Here is a 13,049-nt window from a genome sequence, read left to right on the forward strand (position 1 = left end):
CGCTGCGTCATTCGCGCCGGACGGAGTATTTCCGTCCGCCCGGCAATTGCGCTATGCCGGGACCGGCAGAGCGTGCGCGCCTTTCCCGATTGCCGGGTGGGCTTGCCGAACGTGCCGCCGGCGCCCACTTGTCGGCATCTACTTGCCGGTACTTGCCGGAACACCTGCCCGCCCTTCATATGGGCGTCCATAACCGACCAACCGGAAAGTCCGCCGTGGCCGTCGTCCTGCCTTTCAATCCCGCCGCCGAGGTCTCCGCCGCCCCGTCCATCGAGGGCATCGTCAACCTGGTGCGGGCCGATATGGACCGGGTGAACACCCTGATCCTCTCGCGTACCGGCTCGGACGTGACGATGATCCCGGAGGTCGCGCAGCATCTCATTTCCTCCGGCGGCAAGCGCCTGCGTCCCATGCTGACGCTCGCGACCGCCGATCTCTCCGGCTATCAGGGCGAGGGCGATGTGAAGCTCGCCGCCTCGGTCGAGTTCATGCACACGGCGACGCTGCTGCATGACGACGTGGTCGACGACAGCGAGATGCGGCGCGGCAAGCTCGCCGCCCGCATGCTCTGGGGCAATGAGGCGAGCGTGCTGGTGGGCGATTTCCTGCTCGGCCAGGCCTTCCGCATGATGATCGAGGTCGGCAACCTCTCCGCGCTCGACATCCTCTCCACCGCCGCCGTGGTGATCGCCGAGGGCGAGGTGGCCCAGCTCGCCGCCGCCAAGAACACCGCGACCAGCGAGGACGAATATCTCGCCGTCATTCGCGGCAAGACCGCCGAGCTGTTTGCCGCCGCCTGCGAAGTCGGCCCGGTGCTCGCCGGCCGTCCGAAGCTGGAACAGGCCGCCTGCCGCAGCTACGGCATGAATCTCGGCATCGCCTTCCAGCTCGTCGATGACGCGCTGGATTATGGCGGCTCGGGCGCCGCGCTCGGCAAGAATGTCGGCGACGATTTTCGTGAGGGCAAGATTACCCTGCCCATCGTGCTGGCCTTCCGGCGCGGCAGCGAGACCGAGCGCGACTTCTGGCGCCGCTGCCTGGAGCGCGGCGAGATCGCCGAGGGCGACCTCGATCAGGCCATCGAGCTGCTCGCCCGCCACCGCGCCATTGCCGACACGGTGGAACGCGCCCGCCATTACGGCGCCATGGCCAAGGATGCGCTCGGCATCTTCCCGGCCGGCCCCGCCCGCAGCGCGCTGGTCGATGTGGTGGATTTCTGCGTCTCGCGGGTGAACTGAACCGCCGGAATCAGCGCCGGCTGGCGAAGAAATCCTTCAGCAGCGCCGCCGCCTCGCTCTCGCCGAGCCCGCCATAGACATCCGGCCGGTGGTGGCAGCTCGGCTGGGCGAAGAAGCGCACGCCGCTCTCCACCGCCCCGCCCTTGGGGTCCGCCGCGCCGTAATAAACCCGGCGCAGCCGTGCCCAGGCGATGACGCCGGCGCACATGGTGCAGGGCTCCAGCGTCACATAGAGATCGCAATCGGTCAGCCGGTCCGAGCCCAGCGCCGCGGCTGCCGTGCGGATCGCCAGCATCTCGGCATGGGCGGAGGGATCGTTCAGCTCGCGCGTGCGGTTGCCGTCGGCGGCGATCACCACGCCCTCGCGCACCACCACCGCGCCGACCGGCACCTCGCCGCGCGCGGCCGCCGCCCGCGCCTCGTCCAGCGCGCGTGTCATGAAGCTCGAGCGTCCCGTCACCGCGCGCGTCCTCCCGTAAAAGCTCGCCTCGCGCCCCCGGACGTGCTAGCACCCGCGACCCATTACAGATATCGCTTGAGACGCCCGGCGCCTTTTCGCCCGGCGCGTAGCCCCGGACGGCCGCATCCCATGCCCAAGAATACCCCGCCCCGCAAGGAACAGAATCGCGTGCCGCGTGCCCCCCGCGCGCTGGCGCCGGCCGAACCGCGCGAGGCCGAGCGCATCGCCAAGGTCGTCGCCCGCGCCGGTCTCGGCTCGCGCCGCGAGATCGAGGAATGGATCCTCGCCGGTCGCGTCGCGGTCAATGGCGAGGTGCTGGAGAGCCCGGCCCGCACGGTGACGGCGGAAGACACCATCACGGTGGACGGCGTGAAGCTGCCGGAAAAGGAGCGCACGCGGCTCTATCTTTACCACAAGCCCAAGGGCGTGGTGACGACCAATTACGACCCCGAGGGGCGCCCGACCCTGTTCGAGATCCTGCCCGGCGGCCTGCCGCGCTTGGTCTCGGTCGGCCGGCTCGACCTCAACACCGAGGGTCTGATCCTGCTCACCAATGATGGCGGCCTCGCCCGCGTGCTGGAGCTGCCGGAGACCGGCTGGCTCCGCCGCTACCGGGTGCGCGCCAAGGGCGACATCACCCAGGACAAGCTCGACGCGCTGATCGCCGGCATCACGGTGGACGGTGTGCATTACGGGCCGATCGAAGCGGTGCTCGACCGCGTGCAGGGCGCCAATGTGTGGCTGACTCTGGCGCTCCGCGAGGGCAAGAACCGCGAGGTGCGTAACGTTCTCGGCAGCCTCGGCCTCGACGTGAACCGGCTCATCCGCCTGTCCTATGGCCCGTTCCAGCTTGGCGAGATCGTGCAGGGCTCGGTCGAGGAGGTGCGCACGCGCATTCTCATGGACCAGCTCGGCCCGGAGCTTGCCGCCGCCGCCGGCGCTGATTTCGAGGGCCCGGTGTTCGACCACGCGGTCGAGGACGAGGCGCCGCGCAAGCCCTCCAAGGCGCGCTACGCCAAGGTGGAAGGCGCCGAAGATCGCCCGCGCCGCCGGCCGATCGACACCGAGGCTGGCCCGGACAAGACCGTGAGCTCCGGCCTCGTCGCCGACCGCAAGGGCCGCAAGGTGCTGGTGCAGCGCGTGCGCTCCACCGAGCCGGCGCCGACCGAGGAGGAGCGCCCGTTCCGCGACGAGCGCCGCCCCGAGCGTCCCGGCCGTGGCCCGAGCCGCGACCGTAAGGCCGCCGGCCCGCGTCCCTCCCGCCCGCGTGACGCCGAGGACCGCGCCCCGCGCGCCGACCACGAGGAACGCGGCGGCGAGCGCACCTTCCGCGGCCGCAGCGAGCGCCCTGCCCGCAGCACGGAGGACCGCCCCGTCCGCAGTGAGGGCGACCGTCCGTTCCGCGAACGCGCCCCGCGTGCCGAGGGCGACCGTCCGTTCCGCGAACGCGCCCCGCGTGCCGAGGGCGACCGTCCGTTCCGCGAACGCGCCCCGCGTGCCGAGGGTGACCGTCCGTTCCGCGAGCGCGCCCCGCGTCCCGAGGGTGATCGTCCGTTCCGCGAGCGCGCCCCCCGTGCCGAGGGCGACCGTCCGTTCCGCGAGCGCGCGCCCCGCCCTGAGGGTGACCGCCCGTTCCGCGAGCGGGCTCCCCGTGCCGAGGGCGACCGTCCCTTCCGCGAGCGCGCGCCCCGTCCCGAGGGCGACCGTCCGTTCCGTGAGCGCGCCCCGCGCGCCGAGGGTGACCGTCCGTTCCGCGAGCGGGCTCCCCGTCCTGAGGGCGACCGTCCGTTCCGTGAGCGTGCGCCCCGTCCCGAGGGTGGTCGTCCCTACCGCGGGGCCGACAGCGACCGTCCGTTCAGCGGGCGGGTGAAGTCGGAAGAGAACCGCACCCGCCGTCCGCGCTTCGCCAAGCTGGCTGGCAGCGGTGATACCGAGCGCGCCCCGCGCGAGGAGCACCCGCGCCGCGAGGAGGGTGATCGTCCCGCGCGCAATTACGGCGCCAAGAACTTCGCCGACCGGCCCACTCGCTCCTTCGGCGACAAGCCGCGCGGCGAGCGCCCCGCCGTGGATCGTCCGCGTGGCGAGCGCCCGGCCGGCAAATCCTTCGGTGACCGGCCGTTCGGTGACAAGCCGCGTGGAAAGTCCTTCGGCGACAAGCCGGGCGGGCGTCCGGCGGGTGGTCGTCCGGGTGGCAAATCCTTCGGCGACAAGCCGTCGGGCGGCAAGTCCTTTGGCGGCAAGCCGTCCGGTGGCCGTCCCTCCGGCGGAAAGCCCTCGGGTGGCCGGCCTTCAGGTGGCAAGCCCTCGGGCGGCAAGCCGGGCGGGCGTCCCGGCCGTCCGCCGCGCGGCTGATCCGGCGAGGCTGAGCCGTGCGCATCGTCGGCGGGCGCTTCAAGGGCCGCACCCTGAGCGGCCCCTCTTCCAACGCCACGCGGCCGACCTCGGATCGGCTGCGCGAGGCGCTTTTCAACGTGCTCGCCCATGCCTATGGCGACCCGGCGGACGGCGCGCGCGTGCTCGACCTGTTCGCCGGCACGGGCGCGCTGGGGCTGGAAGCGATCTCGCGCGGGGCGAAATTCGCCGTCTTCGTCGATGAGGCGACCGAGCCGCGCGGGCTGATCCGGGCCAATGTCGAGGCACTCGGCCTCGGCGGCGTCACCCGCATCTTCCGGCGCGACGCCACCAAGCTCGGCACCGCCTTTGCCAATGACGCCTTCGATCTCGTCTTCTGCGACCCGCCCTATGGGCGCGGCCTCGCGCTGGCGGCGCTCACCAGCGCGCGCGACGGCGGCTGGCTGGCGCCCGAGGCGCTGATCGTCGTCGAGGAATCGGTCGAAGCCGCCTTCGCCGCGCCCGAGGGCTTCGAGGAACTGGAGCGCCGGCGCTACGACACCAGCGAACTCATCTTCCTGCGCGCCGCATCCTGAGGGGACGCAGGCCGCTACGCCACCGTCTCCACCGCCTCGATGATGCGGGCGATGTCCTCCTCGCGGGAGAGGCGGTGGTCGCCATCCTTCACCAGAGTGATCACCACATCGTCTTCGGCGAGGCAGGTGACGAGCTTCATCGCGTGCTGCCAGGGCACCACGTCATCGGCCACGCCCTGCAGGATGCGCACCGGGCACCCGACGGCGAAGGGGCTGCCCAGCACGAGATTGCGGCGCCCGTCCTCGATGAAGGCGCGGGTGATCGGGGTCGGCTCGCCATAGTCGGACTTGCGATACCACACGCCCGTCTGCTCGATCTCGGCACGGATCTCCGGCGTCATCGCGTTCCACATCAGTTCCTCGGAAAAGTCCGGCGCCGGGGCGATGAGGACGAGGCCGGCGAGGCGCTGGCTCTCCCCGCGCGCGGCAAGCGCCCGCGCGAGCAGCAGCGCGATCCAGCCGCCCATGGAGGAGCCGACGACGACCTGCGGGCCGGTGGTCGCGCGGTCGAACACGGCGAGCGCCTCCTCGGCCCAGCGCGAGATCGTGCCGTCGATGAAGGCGCCTTCCGATTCCCCATGGCCGGAATAGTCGAAGCGCACCACCGCGCGGCCGACACCTTCGCCCCATTGCGCGAGGCGCTCGGCCTTGGTGCCGCGCATGTCCGAGAGATAACCGCCGCACCATAGCACGCCGGGGCCGGCCTCCGGCGTGCTGGGCGTGTGGCGCAGGGCGATGCGGCGGGCATCCGCGCCCAAGGTGAGGAAGTCGGGCGGCGTGTCGGTGGCGGTCATCACGGTCCTCGTCCTTCGGACGGCACGCCGTCGCGGGGCTCTTGGCCGGTACAGCTTCTTGCGATTCGTGCCGGCGACGCCACATTCCCCTACAGGCGCCGGGCGGCGGCGCAAGAGCTTCGGCACGCGCGCGGCCCCGCCTTACCCGAACTTTGCCCTCACGGCGCAACTTTGGGTATTTTCCGTTTCGTCATGCCGTTGACTTCTGTCGGGTTTGTCACGATCTTCTGCGACCGTTTTACGCGCGCAGAAACGAGCCGGCCGGCAAGAATTCGCGGCGCGATGAGACGTACTTTCTGAAATGGCAGAGGAGAAGACGCCATTCGTCGCCCCATGAGACCCGTCGCGCCGGAAAAGGACGGTCCGCGCGTCAACGAAGACATCCGGATCCGCGAAGTGCAGCTCATCGACCAGGATGGGCAGAATCTCGGCGTCATCCAGACCCGGGACGCCATTCTGCGCGCGCAGGAAGCCGGCCTCGATCTGGTCGAGATCGCGCCGAATTCCGTGCCGCCGGTCTGCAAGATCCTCGATTACGGCCGCTTCAAGTACCAGAACCAGAAGAAGGCCAACGAGGCGCGCAAGAAGCAGCACATCGTCGAGATCAAGGAAATCAAGCTGCGTCCCGGCATCGACACCCACGACTATGAGGTGAAGATGAAGGCGATCCACCGCTTCTTCGACGAAGGCGACAAGGTGAAGATCACCCTGCGCTTCCGCGGCCGCGAGATGGCGCACCAGGAACTCGGCTACAAGCTGCTGAACCGCGTGAAGGAAGAACTCGCCACGATCGCCAAGGTCGAGGCGGAGCCCTCGCTCGAAGGTCGGCAGATGATCATGGTGCTGGCCCCGCGCTGAGCGGAGCCGGCCTGTCGACGGGCGCCGGCTCCCTGCGGGACCGGTGGCCCCTGGCGACTGCCTCTGGCGTCATCCCGGACGGTCCGCGGGGCCGGACCGGGATCGCCGCCCCTGCGCGCCTGCGATAAGCCTTCCAGAACGCCGCTGCGACATCAGTCCGGCAGGCTGCCATTCTCCGCGAGCACCGCCCCGGCGAGATAGAGCGAGCCGGCGATCAGCACGCGCGGCGCCGGGCCCGCGGACACTGTCCCCGACATATCCAGACTTTCCAGCGCCGCCGCGACGCTCACCGCCGTCGAGGCGCTGATGCCATGCGCGCTGGCCGCGGCCGCGACGGCTTCCGGCGGCTGGCCCTTGTGCTCGCCCGGCACCGGCACGGCGATGAGCTCGCGCGCCAGCCCGGCAAAGGGGGCGAGGAAGGTGCCGGAATCCTTCGAGCCGAGCATGCCGACGATCATCACCAGCGGGCGCGACACGCGGTCTTCCAGATCCGCCAGCGCGGCGGCCAGCGCCTGGCCGCCGGCGGCATTGTGCCCGCCATCGAGCCAGACATCGACACCCTCGGGCGCGCGCTGGGTGAGCGGGCCCGGCCCGAGCCGCTGCAACCGCGCGGGCCAGTTCGCCTGACGCATGCCATCCTCGAAGGCGGCGAAGGGCAGGCGCAGCGCCGGATCGCGCTGCCCGGCGATGCGCAGCGTCTCCACCGCCAGCCCGGCATTGCCGATCTGGTGCGGGCCGACGAGGCGCGGGCGCGGCAGGTCGATCAACCCGTCCTCATCCTGCACCACAAGACGGCCGCCTTCCTCATGGGCCTGGAAGCCTTCCCCCATGACGGTGAGCGGCACGCCGAGCCGCGCCGCCTGCCGTTCGATGACGGCCAGCGCCTCGCGCGGCTGCTGGGCGATCACCGCCGGCACGCCGCGCTTGAGGATGCCCGCCTTCTCGCCGGCAATGGCGGCAACCGTCTCGCCGAGGAAATCGACATGGTCGATGGAGACCGGCGTGATGACCGAGACCAGCGGGGCGTCGATCACATTGGTGGCGTCGAGCCGGCCACCGAGGCCGACCTCGAGCAGCAGCACATCCGCCGGCACCTCGGAAAACAGCAGGAAGGCCGCCGCCGTGGTGATCTCGAAGAAGGTGATGGGCGCGCCCTCATTGGCCACCTCGGCGCGGGCCAGCGCGTCGGTCAGCGTCGCGTCGTCGACAAGGTGGCCGGCGAGGCGGATGCGCTCGTTGAAGCGCACCAGATGGGGCGAGGTGTAGACATGCACGCGCTTGCCGGCGGCCTCCAGCACGGCGCGCATGAAGGCGACGGTCGAGCCCTTGCCATTGGTGCCGGCGACATGGATCACCGGCGGCAGGCGGCGCTGGGGATGGCCGAGCCGCTCCAGCACCCGCCACATGCGGTCGAGCGAGAGGTCGATCAGCTTGGGATGCAGCGCCAGCAGCCGCTCGAAAATGTCCTCGACCGGAGGCCGCTCCGAGGGGCCGGCAAGTGGCGCGGCGGACATGGCGGGCCTCAGGCGCTCGCGGGCGCGGGCAAAGCCGGGGCCTCGCCGGAACGGGCGGCGTCGGCGGGGGCTTCCACCGGGCGGGCGACCTCGACGGCGGGGGCGCGCATCAGGAGCCGGCAGAGCCGGCCGAGCGTCGCGCGCATCTCATGGCGGTGCACGACGAGGTCGATCATGCCGTGGTCGCGCAGATATTCGGCGCGCTGGAAGCCCTCGGGCAGCTTCTCGCGGATCGTCTGCTCGATGACGCGCGGTCCGGCGAAGCCGATCAGCGCACCCGGCTCGGCGATCTGGATGTCGCCCAGCATGGCGTAGGAGGCGGTGACGCCGCCGGTGGTCGGGTTGGTGAGCACCACGATATAGGGGAGCTTGGCTTCCCGCAGTTCCTGGATGGCGCAGGTGGTGCGCGGCATCTGCATCAGCGAGAGGATGCCTTCCTGCATGCGCGCCCCGCCGGAGGAGGCGAACATGATGAAGGGCGTGCCGCGCGAGGCGGCGGTCTCAAGCCCGGTCACGATGGCCTCACCGGCCGCCATGCCGAGCGAACCGCCCATGAAGCCGAAATCCTGCACGGCGATGGTGACCGGCAGGCCTTCCAGCTTGCCATAGCCGACCTTCACCGCGTCCTGCGCGCCGGTCTTGGCGCGGGCGTCCTTGAGGCGGTCGGCGTAGCGCTTCTCGTCGCGGAATTTCAGCGGGTCGGCGACCACCTGCGGCAGGGCGATGTCGTACCATTTGCCGCCGTCGAACATCGAGCTCAACCGCGCCTTCGGGTCCATCCGCATATGGTAGTTGGAGCCCGGGATGACGAAGAGGTTCGCCTCCAGATCCTTGTGGAACACCATCTGCCCGGTCTCGGGGCACTTCACCCAGAGATTCTCCGGCACCTCGCGGCGATTGAGGAAGCTGTTCAGCTTCGGGCGGACGACGTTCGAGATCCAGTTCAACGGCGTGGCTCCGGACGGGAAGGGATGGCGGCTGCCCGATGGACAGCCGCGCCCTCATCTAATCGCCGACAAGGGCGATGAAAAGGCAGGTAAGCGCGCGAAGGGGCCGGCGCGGCCGCAAAAAGGGGCGGTGGGGCCTATTCGGCCGCCGCGCGCCCTGTGCCGCGCACCGCATCGGCGAGGCGGCCGACGAGGGAGGTGACCGCCCCCACCGTGCCGGCGGTGGCGTGGCCGTCCGCGTCGAGCGTGCCGCGCAGCGCGTCGATCAGCGCCGAGCCGACCACCACGCCATCGGCACCCGCCGCGATCGCCGCCGCCTGCTCGGGCGTGCGCACGCCGAAGCCGACCGCGACCGGCAGCTCGGTGTGGCGCTTGATGCGCGCCACCGCCTGGCCGACCACAGTAGCGTCGGGCGTCGCCGCGCCGGTGATGCCGTTGATCGAGACGTAGTAGACGAAGCCCGCCGTATGGGCGAGCACGGCCGGCAGGCGCTTGTCGTCGGTGGTGGGCGTGGCCAAGCGGATGAAGGCAAGGCCCGCCTTCAGCGCCGGCAGGCACAGCTCATTGTCCTCTTCCGGCGGCAGGTCGACGACCACGAGCCCATCCACCCCGGCGGCCTTGGCGTCGGCGAGGAAGCGGTCGACGCCGTAAATATAGACCGGGTTATAATAGCCCATCAGCACCAGCGGGGTGGTGTCGTCGGTCTTGCGGAACTCGCGGACCATGGCGATGGTCTTGGCAAGCGTCTGCCCGGCCTTGAGCGCGCGCAGGCCCGCCGCCTGGATGGCGGGGCCGTCGGCCATCGGGTCGGTGAAGGGCACGCCGAGCTCGATGATGTCGGCGCCGGCGCCCGGCAGCGACTTCAGCAGGCTCAGCGAGGTGTCGTAATCCGGGTCGCCGGCGGTGACGAAGGTCACCAGCGCCGCGCGCCCCTCGGCGGCGCAGGCCTTGAAGCGATGGTCGAGCCGGGTGATCGGGCGCGTGGTCATAGGCGAGTCCCCAGAATTTCCGCCACCTGCGGAATGTCCTTGTCGCCGCGGCCGGACATGTTGACCACCATCAGGTGATCGTCGGCCAGGGTCGGCGCGAGTTCGATGACCTTGGCCAGCGCATGGGCCGGCTCCAGCGCGGGGATGATGCCCTCGAGCTTGGAGACCAGCTGGAAGGCGCTCAGCGCCTCGTCGTCGGTGGCCGAGATGTAGGTGGCGCGGCCGGTGTCGTGCAGCCAGCTGTGCTCTGGGCCGATGCCGGGATAGTCGAGACCGGCCGAGATGGAGTGCGCTTCGGTGATCTGCCCGTCATCATCCATCAGGAGATAGGTGCGGTTGCCGTGCAGCACGCCCGGACGCCCGCCGGTGAGCGAGGCGGCGTGCTGGCCGGACGGGATGCCATGGCCGGCCGCCTCGACGCCGAAGATCTGCACGGTCGGGTCGTCCAAGAAGGGATGGAACAGGCCCATCGCGTTGGAGCCGCCGCCGATGCAGGCGATCAGGCTGTCCGGCAGACGGCCTTCCTGCTCCAGCATCTGGGCGCGGGTCTCAACGCCGATGATCGACTGGAAGTCGCGCACCATACCTGGATAGGGGTGCGGGCCGGCAACGGTGCCGATGCAGTAGAAGGTGTCATGCACGTTGGTCACCCAGTCGCGCAGCGCCTCGTTCATGGCGTCCTTGAGCGTGCTGGAGCCGGAGGTCACCGGCACCACCTCGGCGCCGAGCATCTTCATGCGGAAGACGTTGGGTGCCTGTCGGGCGACGTCGACGGCGCCCATATAGACCACGCATTTCAGCCCGTAGCGGGCGCAGAGCGTGGCGGTGGCGACGCCGTGCTGGCCGGCGCCGGTCTCGGCGATGATCCGCTCCTTGCCCATGCGGCGGGCGAGCAGGATCTGGCCGAGCACGTTGTTCACCTTGTGCGAGCCGGTGTGGTTCAGCTCCTCACGCTTGAAATAGATCTTGGCGCCCTTGCCGGCCGGGGCGCCCTTGCGCAGGTGCTCGGTGAAGCGCTCGGCGTAATAGAGCGGGCTCGGGCGGCCGACATAATGCTTGAGCCCGGAATCCATCTCCGCCTTGTAGGCCGGGTCGGCCTTCGCCGCCTCATAGGCCTTTTCCAGGTCGAGGATGAGCGGCATGAGCGTTTCGGCCACGAAACGACCACCGAAAATGCCGAAATGCCCGTTCTCGTCGGGGCCGGTACGGAAGGAGTTCAGGACGTTCACGGCGGGCTCGTCTCTCTGGCGGGTGGGGTGGGCGTCGCGCCGGCCGGGCCCGGCAGGACGGCAGCCTCTCGCGCCGCGCGCACGAAAGCGGCGATGAGGGCGGGGTCCTTGATGCCGGGGGCCTGCTCGACACCGGAGGATACGTCCACGCCGCCCGGCTGGATGAGCCGCACGGCGGTGCCGACATTCGCCGGGTCCAGACCTCCTGACAGCATGAAGGAGCGGGCGCGGTCAAGATTGGCAAGGTCAAGATTGGCGAGGTCGAGGTCGGCGATCAGGTTCCAGTCGAAGGCGACGCCATTACCGCCGGGCAGCGCCGCGCCCTTGGGCGGCTTGGCGTCGAGCAGCAGACGGTCGGCGACGCCGGCATAGGCGGTGAGCGCGGGAAGATCCTCCGGCCCGCCAATGCCGAGTGCCTTCATCACCGGCCGGCCGAAGCGGGCGCGGATCGCGCTGACGCGCTCCGGCGTTTCATGGCCATGCAGCTGGAGAATGTCCGGGGCGGCGGCGTCGAGAATGGCGGCGAGCGCGGCGTCGTCGGCATCGACGGTGAGCGCGACGATCTGGGCGCGTCCGCGTGCCTGCGCCGCAAGGCGGGCGGCGCGCGCGACATCGACATGGCGCGGGCTGCGCGGGAAGAACACCAGGCCGACCATGTCGGCCCCGGCGGCAAGCGCTGCGTCCAGCGTCTCGGGCGTGCTCAACCCGCAGATTTTGATCTCAAGCGACACGGCCGCCTCCTCAAGCGCCAGCCAGTAGCACGGAACGCGCCGGGCTGGCGAGGGTCGCGGCGTTCTCACCGGCCGCGCCCCGGAACGTGCCCGCCATCGGCCTTGCATCTTTCCGACATCGGCGGCGAATTGCCCCTTCCGTGTCGGCAATTCACATGCTACTCAACATTATCTGTGAAATAGATAATTTCACGCATTAAATTTGCATTATCCGGCCTGCGGGCCGGCATTGGGAGAACCGCCATGCGCCTGTCGCGCCGCCTTGTCCTCGCCGCCGCCCTGGCGCCGCTCGCCCTCAGCGTTATCGCCCCGGGTGCCGCCCGCGCCCAGCAGGCGCCGACCTCCCTGCTCAACGCCTCCTACGACATCTCCCGCGAGCTGTTCGAGGCGGTGAACAAGGAGTTCGTGCCGGCCTACAAGGCGAAGACCGGCACCGAGGTGAAGGTCGACCAGAGCCATGCCGGCTCCTCCAAGCAGGCCCGCTCCATTGTCGAGGGGCTGGAGGCCGATGTCGTGACCTTCAACCAGGTCACCGACATCCAGTTCCTGGTCGACAAGGGCTTCGTCGCCAAGGACTGGCAGACCCGCCTGCCGAACGCCGCCTCGCCCTGGTACTCCTTCCCCGCCTTCCTGGTGCGCGCCGGAAACCCGAAGAACATCAAGAGCTGGGACGACCTCGTCCGCGACGATGTGAAGCTGGTCTTCCCGAACCCGAAGACCTCGGGCAATGGCCGCTACACCTATCTGGCCGCCTATGCCTTCGCGCTGGAGAAGTTCAACGGCGACGTCGCCAAGACCGACGCCTTCGTGAAGAAGTTCCTGTCGAATGTCGTGGTGTTCGACACCGGCGGGCGCGGCGCCACCACCTCCTTCGTCGAGCGCGAGCAGGGCGATGTGCTGCTCAGCTTCGAGGCCGAGGTGATCAGCGCCAAGGACGCCTACAAGGACAAGAACTTCGTCGTCGTCGTGCCGCCGGTCAGCCTGCTCGCCGAATTCCCGGTCGCCGTCGTCGACAAGGTCGTCGAGAAGCGCGGCTCGCGCCAGCTGGCCACCGACTACCTGACCTTCCTCTATTCGCCGGAGGGCCAGACGGTCGCCGCCAAGGCCAATAACCGCGTGGTCGATGCCAAGGTCGCCGAAAAGTTCAAGGACCGCTTTGCCCCGGTGCGTCTCGTCAAGGTCGAGGACGTGTTCGGCGGCTGGGCCAATGTGCAGAAGACGCAGTTCGCCTCGGGCGGCAAGCTGGACGAGCTGTTCGTCGGCCAGTGAGACGGCACGAGCGGGGCGCGAGCCGCCCCGCCACGCTGGACATCTCTCCCGTAATGCGGCAATGGCCGGGCTCGTCCCGGCCATAGACCGTTC

At 70.0% G+C, this 13,049-nt stretch carries 12 protein-coding genes; 5 read left to right on the top strand and 7 right to left on the bottom strand.

The window, feature by feature from the left end; translation table 11 throughout:
* Positions 1-215 precede the first annotated feature (215 nt).
* On the top strand, positions 216-1,238 hold the full coding sequence (locus tag AncyloWKF20_RS16565; protein WP_279315085.1) for a polyprenyl synthetase family protein: 1,023 nt from the start codon (positions 216-218) through the stop codon (positions 1,236-1,238).
* A 10-nt stretch (positions 1,239-1,248) separates the two neighbouring features.
* Here AncyloWKF20_RS16565 and AncyloWKF20_RS16570 read toward each other — a convergent pair whose 3' ends face one another.
* The gene (locus tag AncyloWKF20_RS16570; protein WP_267584405.1) at positions 1,249-1,677 is read right to left on the bottom strand and encodes a nucleoside deaminase; all 429 of its coding nucleotides are present in this window, start codon (positions 1,675-1,677) and stop codon (positions 1,249-1,251) included.
* A 150-nt stretch (positions 1,678-1,827) separates the two neighbouring features.
* On the opposite strand from AncyloWKF20_RS16570, the gene AncyloWKF20_RS16575 reads away from it, so the two are divergent.
* Positions 1,828-4,050 (top strand): pseudouridine synthase, encoded by a 2,223-nt coding sequence (locus tag AncyloWKF20_RS16575; protein ID WP_279315086.1) that lies wholly within the window; start codon positions 1,828-1,830, stop codon positions 4,048-4,050.
* Between the two features lie 17 nt (positions 4,051-4,067).
* A complete protein-coding gene (rsmD, locus tag AncyloWKF20_RS16580; protein ID WP_279315087.1) occupies positions 4,068-4,625 on the top strand; it encodes a 16S rRNA (guanine(966)-N(2))-methyltransferase RsmD in 558 nt (185 codons plus the stop codon).
* Between the two features lie 14 nt (positions 4,626-4,639).
* Here rsmD and AncyloWKF20_RS16585 read toward each other — a convergent pair whose 3' ends face one another.
* On the bottom strand, positions 4,640-5,419 hold the full coding sequence (locus AncyloWKF20_RS16585) for an alpha/beta hydrolase (RefSeq protein WP_279315088.1): 780 nt from the start codon (positions 5,417-5,419) through the stop codon (positions 4,640-4,642).
* A gap of 333 nt (positions 5,420-5,752) precedes the next feature.
* Between AncyloWKF20_RS16585 and infC the strand changes: the two genes are divergently transcribed.
* Positions 5,753-6,277: a translation initiation factor IF-3 gene (infC, locus tag AncyloWKF20_RS16590; protein ID WP_279315089.1), complete on the top strand. Its 525-nt coding sequence runs from the start codon at positions 5,753-5,755 to the stop codon at positions 6,275-6,277.
* Positions 6,278-6,429: 152 nt separating this feature from the next.
* On the opposite strand, the gene AncyloWKF20_RS16595 is transcribed toward infC, so the two are convergent.
* The 5 genes from AncyloWKF20_RS16595 to AncyloWKF20_RS16615 form a co-directional block, all read right to left on the bottom strand.
* Entirely contained in the window at positions 6,430-7,791 is a 1,362-nt protein-coding gene (locus AncyloWKF20_RS16595) for a bifunctional folylpolyglutamate synthase/dihydrofolate synthase (RefSeq protein ID WP_279315090.1), read from the bottom strand.
* 8 nt (positions 7,792-7,799) lie between these two features.
* Positions 7,800-8,738 (bottom strand): acetyl-CoA carboxylase, carboxyltransferase subunit beta, encoded by a 939-nt coding sequence (gene accD / locus AncyloWKF20_RS16600; protein ID WP_279315091.1) that lies wholly within the window; start codon positions 8,736-8,738, stop codon positions 7,800-7,802.
* A 137-nt stretch (positions 8,739-8,875) separates the two neighbouring features.
* Entirely contained in the window at positions 8,876-9,727 is an 852-nt protein-coding gene (gene trpA / locus AncyloWKF20_RS16605; RefSeq protein WP_279315092.1) for a tryptophan synthase subunit alpha, read from the bottom strand.
* On the bottom strand, positions 9,724-10,956 hold the full coding sequence (gene trpB, locus AncyloWKF20_RS16610; protein ID WP_279315093.1) for a tryptophan synthase subunit beta: 1,233 nt from the start codon (positions 10,954-10,956) through the stop codon (positions 9,724-9,726). The genes trpA and trpB overlap by 4 nt, the downstream gene beginning before the upstream one ends.
* Positions 10,953-11,687 (bottom strand): phosphoribosylanthranilate isomerase, encoded by a 735-nt coding sequence (locus AncyloWKF20_RS16615; RefSeq protein WP_279315094.1) that lies wholly within the window; start codon positions 11,685-11,687, stop codon positions 10,953-10,955. Before AncyloWKF20_RS16615 ends, trpB begins: the two co-directional genes overlap by 4 nt.
* 243 nt (positions 11,688-11,930) lie before the next feature.
* On the opposite strand from AncyloWKF20_RS16615, the gene cysP reads away from it, so the two are divergent.
* Positions 11,931-12,956 carry a thiosulfate ABC transporter substrate-binding protein CysP gene (cysP, locus tag AncyloWKF20_RS16620; protein ID WP_279315095.1) on the top strand — a complete coding sequence of 342 codons (1,026 nt, stop codon included), beginning with the start codon at positions 11,931-11,933 and terminating at the stop codon, positions 12,954-12,956.
* Positions 12,957-13,049 lie beyond the last annotated feature (93 nt).

The sequence above is a fragment of the Ancylobacter sp. WKF20 genome (assembly GCF_029760895.1).
Classification (GTDB): domain Bacteria; phylum Pseudomonadota; class Alphaproteobacteria; order Rhizobiales; family Xanthobacteraceae; genus Ancylobacter.

What these genes read in the sequence shown, in the direction of transcription:
- infC (WP_279315089.1), top strand. Translation starts at nt 5,753, where the DNA reads ATGAGACCCGTCGCGCCGGAAAAGGACGGTCCGCGCGTCAACGAAGAC.
- trpA (WP_279315092.1), bottom strand. Translation starts at nt 9,727, where the DNA reads ATGACCACGCGCCCGATCACCCGGCTCGACCATCGCTTCAAGGCCTGC.
- AncyloWKF20_RS16595 (WP_279315090.1), bottom strand. Translation starts at nt 7,791, where the DNA reads ATGTCCGCCGCGCCACTTGCCGGCCCCTCGGAGCGGCCTCCGGTCGAG.
- AncyloWKF20_RS16570 (WP_267584405.1), bottom strand. Translation starts at nt 1,677, where the DNA reads ATGACACGCGCGCTGGACGAGGCGCGGGCGGCGGCCGCGCGCGGCGAG.
- AncyloWKF20_RS16585 (WP_279315088.1), bottom strand. Translation starts at nt 5,419, where the DNA reads ATGACCGCCACCGACACGCCGCCCGACTTCCTCACCTTGGGCGCGGAT.
- AncyloWKF20_RS16575 (WP_279315086.1), top strand. Translation starts at nt 1,828, where the DNA reads ATGCCCAAGAATACCCCGCCCCGCAAGGAACAGAATCGCGTGCCGCGT.
- cysP (WP_279315095.1), top strand. Translation starts at nt 11,931, where the DNA reads ATGCGCCTGTCGCGCCGCCTTGTCCTCGCCGCCGCCCTGGCGCCGCTC.